This is a genomic window from Stutzerimonas stutzeri, from assembly GCF_002890895.1.
GTDB lineage: Bacteria > Pseudomonadota > Gammaproteobacteria > Pseudomonadales > Pseudomonadaceae > Stutzerimonas > Stutzerimonas stutzeri_AB.
Genome location: NZ_POUL01000005.1, coordinates 206,794 through 223,453 on the forward strand (window position 1 = coordinate 206,794; position 16,660 = coordinate 223,453).

The 16,660-nt window shown below is 60.7% G+C and carries 13 protein-coding genes; 12 read left to right on the top strand and 1 reads right to left on the bottom strand.

Going from position 1 to position 16,660, the window contains the following annotated elements; translation table 11 throughout:
* Positions 1-3: 3 nt before the first annotated feature.
* The 8 genes from pepP to gcvP all read left to right on the top strand — a co-directional run bounded on the left by pepP (position 4) and on the right by gcvP (position 11,430).
* Positions 4-1,335, top strand: coding sequence for a Xaa-Pro aminopeptidase (pepP, locus tag CXK96_RS11465; protein ID WP_102836579.1), 1,332 nt, complete (start codon positions 4-6; stop codon positions 1,333-1,335).
* Positions 1,336-2,514, top strand: a complete 1,179-nt coding sequence (ubiH, locus tag CXK96_RS11470; RefSeq protein WP_102836580.1) for a 2-octaprenyl-6-methoxyphenyl hydroxylase — start codon at positions 1,336-1,338, stop codon at positions 2,512-2,514. It begins immediately after the preceding gene.
* Between the two features lie 159 nt (positions 2,515-2,673).
* Complete coding sequence (locus CXK96_RS11475) at positions 2,674-3,894, top strand: 2-octaprenyl-3-methyl-6-methoxy-1,4-benzoquinol hydroxylase (protein ID WP_102836581.1); 1,221 nt, start codon at positions 2,674-2,676, stop codon at positions 3,892-3,894.
* Positions 3,895-4,001: 107 nt separating this feature from the next.
* On the top strand, positions 4,002-5,003 hold the full coding sequence (locus tag CXK96_RS11480; protein WP_102836582.1) for an extracellular solute-binding protein: 1,002 nt from the start codon (positions 4,002-4,004) through the stop codon (positions 5,001-5,003).
* 136 nt (positions 5,004-5,139) lie between these two features.
* On the top strand, positions 5,140-6,756 hold the full coding sequence (locus tag CXK96_RS11485) for an ABC transporter permease (protein ID WP_102836583.1): 1,617 nt from the start codon (positions 5,140-5,142) through the stop codon (positions 6,754-6,756).
* A 137-nt stretch (positions 6,757-6,893) separates the two neighbouring features.
* Positions 6,894-7,976: a glycine cleavage system aminomethyltransferase GcvT gene (gene gcvT / locus CXK96_RS11490; protein WP_102836584.1), complete on the top strand. Its 1,083-nt coding sequence runs from the start codon at positions 6,894-6,896 to the stop codon at positions 7,974-7,976.
* 80 nt (positions 7,977-8,056) lie between these two features.
* Entirely contained in the window at positions 8,057-8,446 is a 390-nt protein-coding gene (gene gcvH, locus CXK96_RS11495; protein ID WP_102836585.1) for a glycine cleavage system protein GcvH, read from the top strand.
* 107 nt (positions 8,447-8,553) lie between these two features.
* Positions 8,554-11,430 (top strand): aminomethyl-transferring glycine dehydrogenase, encoded by a 2,877-nt coding sequence (gene gcvP, locus CXK96_RS11500; protein WP_102836586.1) that lies wholly within the window; start codon positions 8,554-8,556, stop codon positions 11,428-11,430.
* Between the two features lie 56 nt (positions 11,431-11,486).
* Here the strand turns inward: gcvP and yihA are convergent, their stop codons facing one another.
* On the bottom strand, positions 11,487-12,149 hold the full coding sequence (gene yihA, locus CXK96_RS11505; RefSeq protein ID WP_102836587.1) for a ribosome biogenesis GTP-binding protein YihA/YsxC: 663 nt from the start codon (positions 12,147-12,149) through the stop codon (positions 11,487-11,489).
* A 280-nt stretch (positions 12,150-12,429) separates the two neighbouring features.
* Between yihA and CXK96_RS11510 the strand changes: the two genes are divergently transcribed.
* The 4 genes from CXK96_RS11510 to CXK96_RS11525 all read left to right on the top strand — a co-directional run bounded on the left by CXK96_RS11510 (position 12,430) and on the right by CXK96_RS11525 (position 16,613).
* Entirely contained in the window at positions 12,430-13,062 is a 633-nt protein-coding gene (locus CXK96_RS11510) for a c-type cytochrome (protein WP_102836588.1), read from the top strand.
* A gap of 183 nt (positions 13,063-13,245) precedes the next feature.
* Positions 13,246-13,875 (top strand): thiol:disulfide interchange protein DsbA/DsbL, encoded by a 630-nt coding sequence (locus CXK96_RS11515; protein ID WP_102836589.1) that lies wholly within the window; start codon positions 13,246-13,248, stop codon positions 13,873-13,875.
* A 6-nt stretch (positions 13,876-13,881) separates the two neighbouring features.
* Positions 13,882-14,751, top strand: a complete 870-nt coding sequence (locus tag CXK96_RS11520; protein ID WP_102836590.1) for an endonuclease/exonuclease/phosphatase family protein — start codon at positions 13,882-13,884, stop codon at positions 14,749-14,751.
* Positions 14,751-16,613 (top strand): GGDEF domain-containing protein, encoded by a 1,863-nt coding sequence (locus tag CXK96_RS11525; protein WP_102836591.1) that lies wholly within the window; start codon positions 14,751-14,753, stop codon positions 16,611-16,613. Before CXK96_RS11520 ends, CXK96_RS11525 begins: the two co-directional genes overlap by 1 nt.
* Positions 16,614-16,660: the final 47 nt, after the last annotated feature.

Consider the following 16,660-nt stretch of genomic DNA (forward strand, 5'->3'; position numbering starts at 1 on the left):
TCCATGACCCGCATTCCGAGAACCGAATACGTTCGCCGGCGCAAGGCGCTGATGGCGGAGATGGAGCCCAACAGCATTGCCATCCTGCCGGCAGCGCCGATGTATATACGCAACCGTGACGTCGAGCATATCTACCGTCAGGACAGTGATTTTCAGTATCTCTCCGGGTTCCCCGAGCCTGAGGCTGTGATTGCGCTGATCCCAGGCCGGGAGCACGGTGAGTATGTGTTGTTCTGTCGCGAGCGCGATCCGGCTCGCGAGTTGTGGGATGGCCTGCGCGCGGGGCAGGACGGCGCGATCACGGAGTATGGCGCGGATGACGCGTTTCCTATCGGGGATATCGACGACATTCTTCCCGGTCTGATCGAGGGCCGCTCTCGCGTCTACTACGCCATCGGCAGCAATCAGGAGTTCGACCACCGGTTGATGGAGTGGATCAACACCATCCGCTCCAAGGCTCGACAGGGTGCGCAGCCGCCGAACGAGTTTGTTGCGCTCGATCACCTGCTGCACGACTTGCGGCTGTACAAGTCGGCGAACGAGATGAAGGTGATGATGCAGGCGGCAGAGATTTCTGCGCGTGCCCATATTCGAGCCATGCAGGCCAGCCGTGCGGGACTCTATGAATACCACCTTGAAGCTGAGCTCGATTATGAGTTTCGCAAGGGCGGGGCGAAGATGCCCGCTTATGGGTCAATAGTCGCGGCTGGAAAGAATGCCTGCATCCTGCACTACCGCGAGAACGATGCGCTGCTGAAGGACGGCGATCTGGTGTTGATCGACGCCGGTTGTGAAATTGACTGCTACGCCAGTGACATCACCCGAACGTTTCCGGTCAACGGCCGTTTCTCGCCCGAGCAAAAAGCCATTTACGAACTGGTGCTGGCTGCCAACGAAGAGGCGTTCAAGCACATTGCGCCTGGTAAGCACTGGAACGAGGCACACGAGGCGACCGTGCGAGTCATCACCGCCGGGCTAGTGGAACTGGGACTGCTCAATGGCGATGTCGGCGAGTTGATTGCCGATGAAGCCTACAAACCTTTTTACATGCATCGCGCCGGCCACTGGCTGGGTATGGATGTGCATGATGTTGGGGATTACAAAGTCGGCGGCGAATGGCGTGTGCTTGAGCCGGGCATGGCGATGACCGTCGAGCCGGGGATTTATGTCGCCGTGGATAACATGGACGTGGCGAAGAAGTGGCGCGGCATCGGCGTACGCATCGAAGATGATGTGGTGGTGACTCGCCATGGTTGTGAGATTCTCACGAACGGCGTGCCTAAGACGGTTGCCGAGATCGAGGCACTGATGGCGGTTTCCGCCGAGGTTGCGTAGATGGCTGCGCTGGCGATCGTTGGGGGTGGGCTGGTTGGCGCCAGTTTGGCGTTGGCACTGCAGTGTGGCGCTAAAGAACGCGGCTGGACAATCGAGCTGATTGAGCCATTCGAGCCGGGCCACGACTATCAGCCGAGCTACGACGCACGTTCTACGGCGTTGTCCTACGGCACACGGCTTATCTACCAGCGTTTAGGCGTGTGGGATCAAATCGCCGAGCGCGCAGAGCCAATTACCGATATTCATGTCTCCGACCGCGGGCGGGCAGGCGTCACTCGGCTCGATGCCGCCAGCCAGCAAGTGCCAGCGCTGGGTTACGTCGTGGAGAATGCTTGGATCGGTCACTGCCTCTGGCAAGCTCTTGATGACGATGTGGTGACCCGCCGCTGCCCTGCCGAAGTCGAACACATGCGAGTGGTGCCGGGCGGCTATCGGCTGACGTTGACTGACAGTCAAACGCTCGACTGCGATCTCGCAGTGCTGGCCGACGGTGGCCGCTCGGGGTTGCGAGAGCACCTCGGTATCGAGGTCAAACAGTCTCCTTATGGGCAGACGGCGCTGATCGCCAATGTAACGCCCGGCACCCCCCACGGCGGCCGCGCGTTCGAGCGTTTCACAGATGAAGGACCGATGGCGCTGCTGCCGCTGCCTGATAACCGTTGCGCTCTCGTCTGGACTCGCCCGGAGCGGGATGCCGCGCGTCTTGCCGCAGCCCCTGAAGCCGAGTTTCTAGAGGAGCTGCAGCAGGCGTTCGGCTATCGGCTTGGGGGGTTCCAACAGGTTGGCGCGCGGCACCTTTATCCGCTTGTGCTGATAGAGGCGCAAGAACAGGTGCGCTCCGGTCTGGTCGTGTTGGGCAATGCTGCACACAGCTTGCACCCGATTGCCGGGCAGGGTTACAACCTATCCCTGCGGGACACCGAGGCGCTAGCGGTCGCGCTGTTGCGCAGTTCGGCGCCGCTGGGCGACCTGAGCGTACTGCAGGGCTACCATCAGCAGCAGCGTTCGGATCAGCGACTCACGGTAGGTTTTTCCGATCAACTGACCCAGCTGTTCGGTGAGTCGGGGCGCCTATCGGTCGCCGGGCGAAATCTCGGATTGCTAGGGTTGGATTTGCTGCCACCCGCCAAAGCCTGGTTTGCACGACAGGCTATGGGGATGGGCGTGCGCGAGCGTTAGGACTGAGTCGAGTATGCTGCGTTAGCAAGTACCGACACGTCGGACCAGCAGTATTTCGATCAGCCGCTGCGGCTGAACCCAGAGGTAGGATGCTCGAGGACGCGTTGGCGCGCGAGCGGACCGACTGTATGCAGGCTAGACGGGCAGGAGAGAGCAGTAATGCAAGCGGACCTCATCATCGTTGGCGCCGGAATGGTTGGCAGCACCCTGGCTTTGGCTCTGCAGGACTCTGGCCTTTCCATCATGCTGGTCGACGGCGGACCGCTGGACGTGCATCCGTTCAAAGCGTCGGACCCCTTTGAGCCTCGCGTCAGTGCCCTGTCGGCTGCCAGTCAGCGGATTCTCCAGCGCGTGGGTGCCTGGGAGGGGATTGTCAGTCGACGCGCCAGTCCTTATCTGGACATGCATGTGTGGGATGGCTCTGGCACCGGTCAGATTGATTTCTCCGCCGCCGCGGTACACGCCGATGTGCTTGGCCATATCGTCGAGAATCGGGTCGTGCAGGATGCTTTGCTGGACGCGCTGAAGAGCCGCGGCTCAGTAGTACTCAAGGGTAATGCACGACTTGAGCAGCTGCAGCAGAACGAGGACGGGTGGACTCTCACACTGGCTGACGGACAGCAGCTGAGCGCCAACCTTGTAGTTGCGGCCGACGGCGCCAATTCTACGGTCCGCCAGCTGGCCGGTTTTGAAACTCGCGAGTGGGATTATCTTCATCACGCCATAGTCACCAGCGTGCGCTGTGCCCAACCGAACGAGCAGGCCGCGTGGCAGCGGTTCACTGACGAAGGGCCGTTGGCGTTTCTGCCATTGCAGCGGGAGGGCGACGCACACTGGTGCTCCATCGTCTGGTCTGTCACGGAGGCTGAGGCGCAGCGGCTGATGGCGCTGGACGATGATGCGTTCTGTCAGGCGCTTGGGCGTGCCTTCGAATATCGCTTGGGTGAGATAGTCGAGGCCGATCCGCGCTTATGCATCCCGCTGCGTCAACGCCATGCCAAGCGTTACGTGCAACCTGGTTTGGCATTGATTGGCGATGCGGCACATACCATTCATCCGTTGGCTGGCCAGGGCGTTAACCTTGGGTTGCTCGACGCAGCCGTGCTTGCAGAGGTGCTGCAGGCCGCCGTCGCGCGAGGCGCGCAGCTGGGAGATCCGCGGGTATTGGGGCGTTTCGAGCGGCGCCGAATGCCACATAATCTGACCATGATGGCGGCGATGGAGGGGTTCGAGCGTTTGTTCCAGGCTGATCCGCTGCCGCTGCGCTGGTTGCGTAATGCGGGCCTGAAAGGTGTTCAGGCTCTACCGGCAGCCAAAGCGCTGTTTGTTCGTCAGGCGCTGGGCTTGAGCGGTGACATGCCGGACCTGGCTCGGATCTGATCAGTTGTGAACTTCTCCGCCGTCGGGGCGCGCGAATTGTCGCGTTGAGAAAGTAAATGACATTCAATACTATTCAGTCTCTTGAGCAATTTATAAGAGGCTGATCCATGCAGGCAAGCAAAGGTTTACTCGCCGTTCTCGCGCTCACCGCGCTGTCGAGTGCTGTACAGGCTGCCGACGAAGTAGTGGTTTACTCTTCGCGGATCGATGAGCTGATCAAGCCGGTTTTCGATGCCTACACCGCCAAGACGGGTGTCAATGTCAAGTTCATCACGGACAAGGAAGCGCCGCTGATGGCCCGCATCAAGGCTGAAGGCGAAAATACGCCGGCGGATCTGCTCCTGACGGTAGACGGCGGCAACCTCTGGCAGGCCGAGCAGATGGGTATTCTTCAGCCGATGAACTCGGCGGTTGTGAACGAAAACATCCCATCGCAGTACCGCTCTTCTACTGATGGCTGGACAGGTTTGTCGCTGCGAGCGCGGACCATCGTCTATTCGCCTGAGCGTGTCGAAGAAGGCGAGCTGACTACCTACGAAGCGCTGGCCGACAAGAACTGGGATGGCCGTCTGTGCCTGCGGACCAGCAAGAAGGTCTATAACCAATCGCTGACCGCCACGCTGATCGAAACTCATGGCGCCGAGAAGACCGAAGAAATCGTCAAGGGCTGGGTGGACAACCTGGCCACAGACGTATTCGCCGACGACACCGCGTTGATTCAGGCGATCGACGCCGGTCAGTGTGATGTAGGTATCGTCAACACCTACTACTACGGTCGCCTGCATGCACAAAACCCGGATCTGAAAGCCAAGCTTTTCTGGCCGAACCAGGACGGTCGCGGTGTGCATGTCAATCTGTCGGGTATCGGCTTGACCAAGCACGCGCCGCATCCGGAGGCTGCGCGCAAGCTGGTCGAGTGGATGACTACCGCCGAAGCGCAAAACATCTTCGCCGATATCAACATGGAATTTCCGGCAAACCCTGAGGTGAAATCCTCGGCTGAGGTTTCTGCCTGGGGCGATTTCAAGGCGGACACCATCCCGGTCGAAGTGGCCGGTAAGCGTCAGGCCGAAGCGATCATGCTGATGGACCGTGCGGGTTGGCGATAAGCCGCTCTCGGCTGGCCGCCTAGGCAGCCAGCCAGGCTCTGCGCACATCTGAGTGCTGGGTTGCAGTTTGCAGCTACGGCTATAATCGACGCCCCCGCACGCCGGGGGCGTAGTCTTTTTTGCTGTTGAGGCTTGCGTGTCCCACCCCGTCGAGCGCCGCTGGTATCCCATCACTTTCGCAATTGCCGCGTTGGTATTGCTGCCGCTGAGCGTCCTGCTGTTCAGTTGGAGCGATATCGATACGGACATCTGGTCGCATCTCTGGCAGACCCAGATGCCGCGCCTGATGGCCAATACGCTGACGCTGGTTCTGGGCGTTTCGGTGGGTGTAACCGTGCTCGGCGTGAGCCTGGCGTGGTTGACTTCGTTATGCGAGTTTCCGGGGCGGCGCTGGCTGGATTGGGCGCTGATGCTGCCTTTTGCGATTCCCGCCTATGTGCTGGCGTTCGTCTTCATTGGCCTGCTCGATTTCGCTGGGCCGGTGCAGACGCTGGCTCGGGAATGGTTTGGCAGTGGCGTGCGCTTTCCGCGGGTCCGTTCCACCGGCGGTGTCATCACCGTGCTGGTGCTGGTCTTCTACCCGTATGTCTATCTGCTTGCCCGCTCAGCCTTCATTGCTCAGGGTAAGGGGCTGATGGAAGCGGCGCGAGTCCTCGGCAAGTCCCCCTGGAAGGCTTTCTGGAGCGTCGCGCTGCCGATGGCGCGCCCGGCTATCGGTGCCGGCTTGGCGCTGGCCTTGATGGAAACATTGGCCGATTTCGGTGCCGTTGCGGTGTTCAATTTCGACACCTTCACCACGGCGATCTACAAAACCTGGTACGGGTTTTTCAGCCTCACCAGCGCGACCCAATTGGCCAGTTTGTTGTTGTTGGCGGTAATGCTGGTGCTCTACGGTGAGCGGCGCGCGCGGGGAGCGGCCAGGCCGGCGAATGATCGGGCGCGCTCGGCGGTGCTCTATCGCCTTCGCGGTTTCAAGGCTCTGGCCGCCAGCAGCTGGTGTGGCCTGGTGTTTCTTTGCGCCTTCGTCATACCCGTGCTGCAGTTGCTGGTCTGGCTCTGGCAGCGCGGACGCTTCGATCTCGATGAGCGCTATACCGGCTTGATCCTGCATACCCTCTATCTGGGCGGTCTGGCGGCGTTGATCACGGTGACCGTGGCGCTGTTGCTGGCCTTTGCTCGACGCCAGGCACCGCTGCGTCCGATAAAAATGGCAGTAGGGTTGGCGAATCTGGGTTACGCGTTGCCGGGGTCGGTGCTGGCCGTGTCGATCATGCTCGCGTTCAGCTACCTGGACCGCGAACTGGTGGTGCCGTTGTCCGGCTGGCTCGGTGGTGCGGAAAAGCCGATCTTGCTCGGCAGTCTCGGGGCTTTGCTGTTGGCCTACCTGATTCGTTTCATGGCGGTAGCCTTCGGTCCGCTGGAAAGCGCGCTGGCACGCATCCGGCCCTCCTTGCCGCAGGCGTCACGCAGCCTTGGCGTCGGCGGCCCGGCGCTGTTCTTTCGGGTCTACCTGCCGTTGTTGTTGCCCGGAACGCTAAGTGCCGCATTGCTGGTATTCGTCGATGTGCTGAAGGAAATGCCCGCCACGCTGCTGATGAGGCCATTCGGTTGGGACACGCTGTCGGTAAGGATCTTCGAGATGACCAGTGAAGGCGAGTGGGCGCGTGCTGCCCTGCCTGCGCTGACGCTGGTGCTGGTGGGGCTGTTGCCGGTCATCCTGTTGATTCGGCGCTCTGCCCGGCGAGTCGGTTGAGCGCTCCATCACCTCACCGTGACCTGTCACGGCCTTGGGGCTACAATGCGCGCCATTCAAAATACGTCGGGCCGGCTGCTCGGCTCTAATAAGCTCTACCCACGCCGCTTTGGCGACCTGCCCGGAAGGAGAAACCCATGGGTCAGCGTACTCCCCTCTACGATCAGCATCTTGCACTTGGCGCCAAAATGGTCGACTTCGGCGGCTGGGACATGCCGCTGCATTACGGCTCCCAGGTTGAAGAACATCATCAGGTGCGACGTGATTGTGGGGTCTTCGACGTCTCTCACATGACGATCGTCGATGTCGCGGGGGCGGATGCTAAGGCCTACCTTCAGCGTCTGCTGGCCAACGATGTGAGCCGGCTTGGACAGGTAGGCAAGGCGCTCTATACGGCGATGCTCAACGAGCGCGGCGGTGTGATCGACGACCTGATCGTCTATCTCACCGATTGGGGATATCGCCTGGTCGTCAACGCCAGCACCCGCGACAAGGACCTGGCCTGGATGCACGCGCAGGCCGAGGGCTTTGCCGTGGAGGTGACCGAGCGTCCAGAGCTGGCGATGCTAGCTATCCAGGGTCCCCACGCACGGGCACGGACCTCCGAGCTGGTCAACCAGGCCCGCGCTGCATTGATTCACGAGCTCAAGCCATTTCATGGTCGCGCCGTCGGCGATTGGTTCATCGGTCGCACGGGCTACACCGGCGAGGACGGCCTGGAGATCATCCTGCCGGCCGACCAGGCGCCGGACTTTCTAAGCGAGTTGGTCGGGGCCGGTATTTCACCGATCGGCCTGGGCGCGCGTGACACGCTGCGACTGGAGGCTGGGCTGAATCTATACGGCCAGGATATGACCGAAGACGTCTCGCCGCTGCAGGCCAACATGGCCTGGACGGTAGCCTGGAAGCCGATGGAGCGTGACTTTATAGGGCGCTCCGCGCTGGAGACTCAGAAGGCGCAAAGCGATCTGCCGAAACTGGTAGGGCTGGTGCTCGAAGAGCGCGGCGTTCTGCGTGCCCATCAGATCGTTCGGATCAATGGTATTGGTGAGGGCGAGATTACCAGCGGCAGTTTTTCGCCTACGCTTGGCAAGGCCATCGCGCTAGCGCGTGTTCCTGCCGGTTCAGGCGATCGTGCCGAAGTGGAAATTCGTGGTAAGTGGTATCCCGTGCGCGTGGTGCAGCCGACTTTCGTGCGTCACGGCAAAGTACTGGTGTAAATTCGGCCGACTGCAATTTTGCAACGGGCCGCAAAGCCTGCTTCGTGCCCGCAACCGACAGTTTTATTGAGGACCTACGAATGAGCGATATCCCCAGCGATCTGCGTTACGCCGCCAGCCACGAGTGGGCCCGTCTCGAAGCCGACGGTAGTGTGAGCGTCGGTATCTCCGACCATGCCCAGGAAGCGTTGGGCGACGTGGTGTATGTGGAACTGCCAGAAATCGGCCAGCAACTGACTGCAGGGCAGCAGGCCGGTGTGGTGGAGTCGGTGAAGGCTGCGTCGGACATCTATGCACCCCTCTCCGGAGAGGTGGTCGCGATCAACGAGCAACTCACCGACTCGCCGGAAGCTGTCAACGGCGAGCCCTATGGCAGCTGGTTCTTCCGGCTTCAGCCGAGCGATGCTTCGCAACTGGAGAAGCTGCTCGATGCAGAGGGCTACAAGGCCTCCTGCGACGCCGAAGCCTAAGCCGTCCAAACTCAAAGCCCCGCAGTGCAGGCGCGTGAAAACCGAGCGTAGTCGCTTTTCACAGCAGTCCGGCATATCGGGGCTTTCCTTTTTCGAGAGAAGCAGTGATGTCTCAAGTGCCGCGCCTTTCCCAGCTCCAGCAATCTGACGCCTTTCTGCGTCGTCATCTCGGCCCTGATGCCGCTGAACAGCAGGCCATGCTTGAAGCGCTCGGCTTGTCCAGCCGCGAAGAGCTGATCAAGCAGACCGTGCCGCCGGCGATTCGTCTGCAAGGCGACCTGGCACTGCCGGCTGCGCTGGACGAGCAGGAAGCACTGGCGCGGCTGCGGGGTTATGCGGAACAGAATCAGCTCTGGACCAGCCTGATCGGCATGGGTTATCACGGCACCGTCACGCCACCCGTCATCCTGCGCAACGTGCTGGAGAATCCGGGCTGGTATACCGCTTACACGCCTTATCAGCCGGAGATCGCGCAGGGTCGCCTTGAAGCGCTGCTGAATTTCCAGCAGCTGACCATCGATCTCACCGGGCTCGACCTCGCCAACGCCTCGCTGCTCGATGAAGCAACCGCTGCAGCTGAGGCCATGACCCTGGCGCGGCGCATGGCCAAGAGCAAAAGCAACTGCTTCTTCGTCGATGAGAATTGTCATCCGCAGACGCTTTCAGTGGTGCAGACGCGTGCCGAGGCCTTTGGTTTTGAACTGGTGGTCGGTGCGCTTGAGGATATCGAGGCGCAGGACGTCTTCGGCGCACTGCTGCAGTACCCCGATACTCACGGCGAAATTCGCGATCTGCGTCCGGCGATCGAAGCGCTGCATGCCAAGCAAGCGCTGGCCTGCGTCGCAGCGGACCTGCTCAGCCTGCTGCTGCTGACACCGCCTGGCGAGCTCGGCGCAGACGTGGTGCTCGGTTCGACCCAGCGCTTCGGCGTCCCGATGGGCTACGGCGGTCCGCACGCCGCCTATTTCGCCACCCGCGACGCCTTCAAGCGCGCCATGCCTGGCCGCATCATCGGCGTGTCCAAGGACGCCCGCGGCAACACGGCGCTGCGCATGGCACTGCAAACCCGCGAACAACATATCCGTCGCGAAAAGGCTAACTCGAACATCTGTACCGCCCAGGTGCTATTGGCCAACATTGCCAGTTGCTTCGCGGTCTACCATGGCCCTGAAGGGCTCAAGCGTATCGCTCAGCGCACCCATCGGCTGACGTCGATTCTGGCCGGTGCGTTGGAGCAACGCGGCATCAAGCGTATCAATCAGCACTTCTTCGACACGCTGACTCTGGAAGTCGGTGGCGCACAGACCGCGATACTCGAAAGCGCACGTGCCGCTCGGATCAACCTGCGCATCCTTGGGCGCGGCAAGCTGGGCGTCAGCCTGGACGAGACCTGCAACGAGCAGACCGTCGAGAAGCTACTAACGGTCTTCCTGGGTGCAGATCATGGGCTGAGCGTCGTAGAGTTGGATGGCGGCGAAATCGTCAGCGGTATTCCGACCGAGCTGCAACGCAGCAGCGGCTACCTGGCGCATCCGGTGTTCAATACCCACCACAGCGAAACCGAGATGCTGCGCTACCTCAAGCAGCTGGAAAACAAGGATCTGGCGTTGAACCAGGCGATGATCCCGCTCGGTTCCTGCACCATGAAGCTGAACGCCACCAGCGAGATGATTCCGATCACCTGGCCAGAGTTTGCCAACCTGCATCCGTTCGCTCCGCAGGAGCAAGCTCAGGGTTACAAGCTGATGATCGATGAGCTGGAAGCCTGGCTTTGCACCATCACCGGCTTCGACGCGATCTCTATGCAGCCCAACTCCGGCGCTCAGGGCGAGTACGCGGGGCTGGTGGCCATTCGTAAGTATCACGAGAGCCGCGGCGAAGGGCAGCGTGATATCTGCCTGATTCCGTCCTCGGCGCACGGCACCAATCCGGCGTCGGCACAGATGGTCAGCATGCGCGTGGTAATCGTCGAATGCGACAAGGCCGGCAACGTGGACCTGGAAGACCTCAAGCGCAAGGCCGCCGAGGCGGGTGACAAGCTGTCGTGCCTGATGATCACCTACCCATCGACCCACGGCGTCTATGAAGAAGGCGTCCGCGAGATCTGCGAAACCATCCACGCCCATGGCGGCCAGGTCTACATGGATGGCGCCAATCTCAACGCCCAGGTCGGCTTGGCGCGGCCGGCTGACATCGGTGCCGATGTCTCGCACATGAACCTGCACAAGACTTTCTGCATTCCGCATGGCGGTGGTGGGCCGGGCATGGGCCCGATCGGGATCAAAGCGCATCTGCAGCCATTCGTTGCCAACCATCCGGTTATCGAGCTGCAAGGTCCCAACCCCGAGAATGGCGCGGTCAGCGCAGCGCCCTGGGGGAGCGCCAGCATCCTGCCGATCAGCTGGATGTACATCGCCATGATGGGCCCGCAACTCCGGGATGCCACTGAGGTTGCAATCCTCAGCGCCAACTACCTCGCGATGCGTCTCGGTGAAGCCTTCCCAGTCCTGTATAGCGGCCGCAACGGCCGTGTAGCCCATGAATGCATCATCGATTTACGCCCCTTGAAGGCGCAGACCGGCATTACGGAGGAGGACGTCGCCAAGCGACTGATCGATTACGGTTTCCATGCGCCAACCATGTCCTTCCCGGTACCTGGCACCCTGATGATCGAGCCGACCGAGAGTGAGTCGAAAGTCGAGCTGGATCGTTTCGCCGAGGCGATGCTGAGCATTCGTGCGGAGATAGCCAAGGTGCAGGACGGCGGTTGGCCTGCAGAGGACAATCCGCTGGTACGCGCTCCCCATACATTGGCCGATGTGACCAATCTTTGGGATCGCCCTTACAGTATCGCCGAAGGCGTTACGCCCAGCTCACATACTCGGGCGCATAAGTACTGGCCAGCGGTGAATCGGGTCGACAACGTATTTGGTGACCGCAACCTGTTCTGCGCCTGCGTACCGGTTGACGATTATCGCGAGTAGTGCCGCTCCGCCCGGTTTGATTTTTGAATCAGACCGGGCGGCATCTCCCGAAAGGGTCAGCCTTCTTGAGAAGGCTCGTCGGGCGCATCATTGTCCTCTTCGCCGATCATTCCCAGTAGCTGCGCCAGCACCAGCTGTGCTTCTTCCACGCCCTGGCGTTTCGGTGCCGAGAATAGCTGGACGCTCACACCGTCTCCCCAACCTTTACGGATGTCGCGCTGGATGGCCAGCATCGCGTTCTTTGCTGCGCCAAAGGCAAGCTTGTCCGACTTGGTCAGCAGGATATGCAGCGGCATCTCGCTGGCGTTGGACCAGTCGAGCATCATGCGATCGAACTCGGTCAGCGGATGGCGGATGTCCATCATCAAGAACACTCCCGCAAGACTCTCGCGACTGCTCAGGTAGGCCTCCAAGTGACGTTGCCAATGTTGCTTCAGAGGGATCGGCACTTTTGCATAGCCGTAGCCGGGGAGATCGACCAACCGGTGGTGCTCGTCGAGGCTGAAAAAGTTAAGCAGCTGGGTGCGTCCTGGCGTCTTGGACGTGCGGGCCAGGCTGGCGTGGGTGAGCGTGTTCAGCGCACTGGACTTGCCTGCATTCGAGCGACCGGCGAAAGCGACTTCCAGGCCTTCGTCAGCTGGGCATTGATCGACCTTGGCGGCACTGGTCATAAACGTGGCTTGCTGGCAGAGGCCTAGAATCGGGTTTTTTGGGAGCATGGGCTTTCCGGTGAGCGCGCGCGGGGGGTGCGGCAATGGTTCATTTCCGTTTCAGGAACGCCAGTATATAATGCCGCAGATTTTGTGTGCGCTTTGGTCTAAAAACGAGCCGGCTAGCCGCTCTGTCGGTCGCTTATGGCGATTGATCGGAAGCGAGTGAAGCGTTGCTCTAGCGCCAGGTCAGACGTCACCCTGTTTATAACGAGCGTCGCCATGGCCCTAAGCGGTCGGACTGCCGAATAAGATTTCTTTAAACCCTTAGCCGTAGTTGGATGAGCTGATGAACAAAGTACTCGTGAGTCTGCTGTTGACCCTTGGCATCACCGGTATCGCCCACGCGGCTGGAAATGCAGAAGCAGGAAAAGAAAAGGTCGCCGTCTGTGGTGCTTGCCACGGTGCAGACGGAAACAGTGCCGCACCGAACTTCCCGAAACTCGCAGGCCAGGGCTCGAACTATCTGTTCAAGCAGCTGCAAGATATCAAGGCGGGCAGCAGCCCCACAGCCGAGCCGGGCGTTGGCCGGAAGGTGCTGGAAATGACCGGTATTCTTGACCCGTACAGCGAACAGGATCTTCAGGACATGGCTGCCTATTTCGCCAGCCAGAAGATGACCATCGGTACTGCCGACCCGGCTCTGGTCGCCCAGGGTGAGCAGCTTTTCCGCGGTGGTAAGCTGGAACAGGGCATGCCAGCATGCTCCGGTTGCCATGCGCCTGACGGTGTCGGCAATAATCTTGCGCGTTTCCCGCGCTTAGGCGGTCAGCACGCGGCCTATACCGCCAAGCAGCTCACTGACTTCCGTGAGGGAGATCGGACAAACGATGGCGATGCGGCCATCATGCGCACCATCGCGTCGAAGTTGAGCAACAAGGAAATCCAGGCCCTGTCGAGCTACATTCAGGGTCTGCACTGATCGTTAAACCGATCAGCCTGCAAAAGGCGTTCAGGGCTTGAGCCTGGACGCCTTTTTTTGTTTTTGCCCTCGCTATAATGATTGTCAAGATACTGAAAAGCGTCGGAAAGCGCTGGCGAGCACGCATGAATTGCTGCAGCCTGTGGCGCTATCGGTCAGCCGTTCATTACCAAGGGAGTCACCATGCGTAAACTCGTTCTCAGTGCCCTTCTCGTTACCGCCAGCCTATTTGGCTTTTCAGCCAGTGCGGCAGAGTTTCAGGCTGGAAAGGAATATGTTGAGCTGAAGAATCCGGTACCGGTTGCCGAGCCGGACAAGATCGAGGTTGTCGAGCTGTTCTGGTATGGCTGCCCGCACTGCTACCAGTTCGAGCCGGTGATCAATCCATGGATCAAGCAACTGCCGGACGATGTCGATTTCAAGCGTATTCCGGCGATGTTCGGTGGCGTCTGGAACACCCATGGCCAGATGTTCCTCGCGCTGGAGTCTATGGGCGTCGAGCAGAAGGTTCATGATGCCGTGTTCAACGCCTATCATCGCGACGGTAACAAGCTCGACACTCCGGAGAAAATGGCTGAGCTCCTCGAGGAGCAGGGTGTCGACAAGCAAGTTTTCCTCAAGGCTTATAACTCTTTTGGCGTGAAGAGCCGTGCCGAGCAGGCGAAGAAGCTGGCGATGGCTTATCAGATCACTGGCGTTCCGGTAATGATTGTCAACGGCAAGTACCGCTTCGATATCGGTTCCGCTGGCGGCCCGGAGCGGGCGTTGGATGTTGCTGACTTCCTGATCGAAAAAGAACGCGCGGCCCGGTAAGCACAGATGCTTCGTCGCTGGAGTTCACCGCGCTTGGCCGGCCCGGGCCAGGCGCGAGTCAATCCGCTTTGTCTGGATTCCAGCGGCCTGCCCTGCGACGGCCGATTGCGTCTGCTGAGTTTCAACATTCAGGTCGGCATCAGCACCGAGCGCTATCATCATTACCTCACCCGCAGCTGGCAGCATCTGTTGCCGCACACTGGACGCGCGCGGAACCTGCAGCGCATCGGCGATTTGCTGGGCAACTACGACCTTGTGGCATTGCAGGAAGCGGACGGAGGCAGCCTGCGATCAGGCTATGTCAACCAAGTCGAACATCTTGCGCAACTCGGCGCCTTTCCCTATTGGTACCAGCAGCTCAACCGTAACTTGGGACGCTTCGCTCAGCACAGTAATGGCGTATTGAGTCGACTGGAGCCGCAGGGACTGGAAGACCATCCATTGCCGGGCCCGTCCGGGCGCGGTGCGATCCTGCTTCGGTTTGGTCGGGGTGAGGACGCCCTGGTTGTCGTGGTGATGCACTTGGCCCTGGGCGGCGGCGCGCGCACTCGCCAGCTGGCTTACATCCGCGACTTGATCGGCGGCTACCGCCATCAGATTCTGATGGGTGACATGAACACCCACGCCAGTGATCTGCTGGAGCACTCACCGCTACGTGATCTTGGCCTGCAAGCGCCGCAAATCGAAGCGACGTTTCCCAGCTGGCGTCCGCAACGCTGCCTGGATCACATCCTGCTAAGCCCCAGTCTGACCCTTGAACGTGTCGATGTGCTGGCTCAAGCGACTTCTGACCACTTGCCGGTAGCGGTGGAAATCCGCTTGCCAGACGCACTGCATGGTGCTGACGCATTGCCTGTACCTATGGATAGGACCTGATGAGCGACGACGCGCAACGCTGGAAAGACAAATATCTGCAGCAGTTGGAACAACAGGAGCAACTTGAAGGGCGCTGGAATACGCGACTGGATCTGCTGCGTCGTAGCCTGGTTCGCAGCAGTTTTGCCGTAGACGGCGCAGATCCTGCCGTCGAACGTTGCATGCGCGAGCTGCGTGACGTGCTACGTGACGACGTCCAGGATGATCGTCTGGGTGCCCTTGTCCCGCAACTCGAGCGCGCCGTACTCGACACCGAGCGCAGTAAACAGGAGCGCCTCAAGCGGTTGACCGAGGCGCTTGATCGACTGGCTTCGCAACTGCTTGAGCTGCCGCTGCCCAGTGAAATCCGCAAGCCACTGAAGCAGTTCTCACGACAGCTTGGTGCGCGAGCCGCTCAATCGCGCGAGCTGCCCACGTTATTGAGTGAGCTGGGTGAGTTGCAGAACCAGGCGTTGACTGCACAGCGGCCTTTAGGCGGCTCCACTTCGGTGGGCTTGCTCGGTCGGCTGTTCGGACAGCGCGAGCGCGCCAATGAGATCACAGCGAAACCCAGCGATGATTCGTCGGCGTTTCCCGCTGAGCCTGCAGAGTCTCTTCAAGGACTGCCGCCCGTTGGGTCGCCGGAAACGCCCGAGCCTCAGCCTCAGCCTCAGCCAGACGGCCCGGATTCCAGTGCGCAGGCGGCGCAAGCGCTGCAAGCTGCCATCGATATCGCGGAACCGCACAGCGATGTGCTAGCCGGTGTGACATTGCGGGAGCCGACGCCGGAGACTCAGCCCGCCGACCCGTATCGGTTGCCGCCTTCGCCGGAGCAGGCCTATAGCGCTATCGCCGAGCGTGTCGAGTCGACGCTGCTCGGACTGCTCGAGAATTTGCGGCTTCCCGAACACCAGCAGGCGCAGGCGCAGGCCATGCGTGAGCGAATTCAGCAGGGCCTCAACTGGTATGAGCTGGTGCCAGTGCTCGATGATTTGGCTCAGTTGATGTTGGCGGTGGCGGATCAGGGGCAGCGTGAATTCGAAAACTATCTTGGTTTGCTCAACGAGCGGCTGGCCACCATGCAGGACAGCCTCGGCGCGGCCCGTGAAGGGCACGTGCAGAGCAAAGAAACGGCCCAGGCGCTTGACGAAGAGCTGCGCCAGCAAGTCGGTGGCCTGCAAGACAGTATGCTCGGCGCCAAGGACCTTCCGAGCCTGAAGCAGACTGTTCAATTGAGGCTTGATGGTTTGCTGGAAACCGTCGATGCGTATCAGCGTCAGCGAAGTGAACATGAACAGACCTTGAGTGACCGCCTTGGCACCCTGGTTGAGCGCGTGGCAAGCCTCGAAAAGGCAGCTACGGGAATGCGCGAGCACCTCGAAGAGCAGCGCCAGAAGGCCCTGCGGGACCCGCTCACCACGTTGCCCAATCGAGCCGCCTGGGATGAGCGCCTAGAGCTTGAGGTCGCGCGACACCAACGTTACGGCGGTGAGCTGCTGCTCGCGGTCCTGGACGTGGACCATTTCAAGCGTATCAACGACAGTTTCGGCCATCTGGCTGGCGATCGGGTGTTGAAGATCATTGCCAATGAGCTGCGCAAGCGGTTGCGCAAGACTGACTTCATCGCCCGCTTCGGCGGCGAAGAGTTCGCGCTGTTACTGCCCGAGACGCCTCCCGCGGCGGGGCTCAAGTTGCTGGACAATCTGCGCACCGGCATCGAGAACTGTCCTTTCCACTTCAAGGGAGCTCGCATCCAGGTAACGCTGTCGGGAGGGCTCGCAAGCTTCGCTGCAGCCGATCGAGCCGAGCTGGTGTTCGAGCGCGCCGACCAAGCTCTTTACCGGGCCAAGGATTCCGGTCGCAACCGTATCGAAGCGGGCTGACGGGACGCGCTGGGAGCCCAAGGGCTGCCCCGGTATAATCTCGCCCT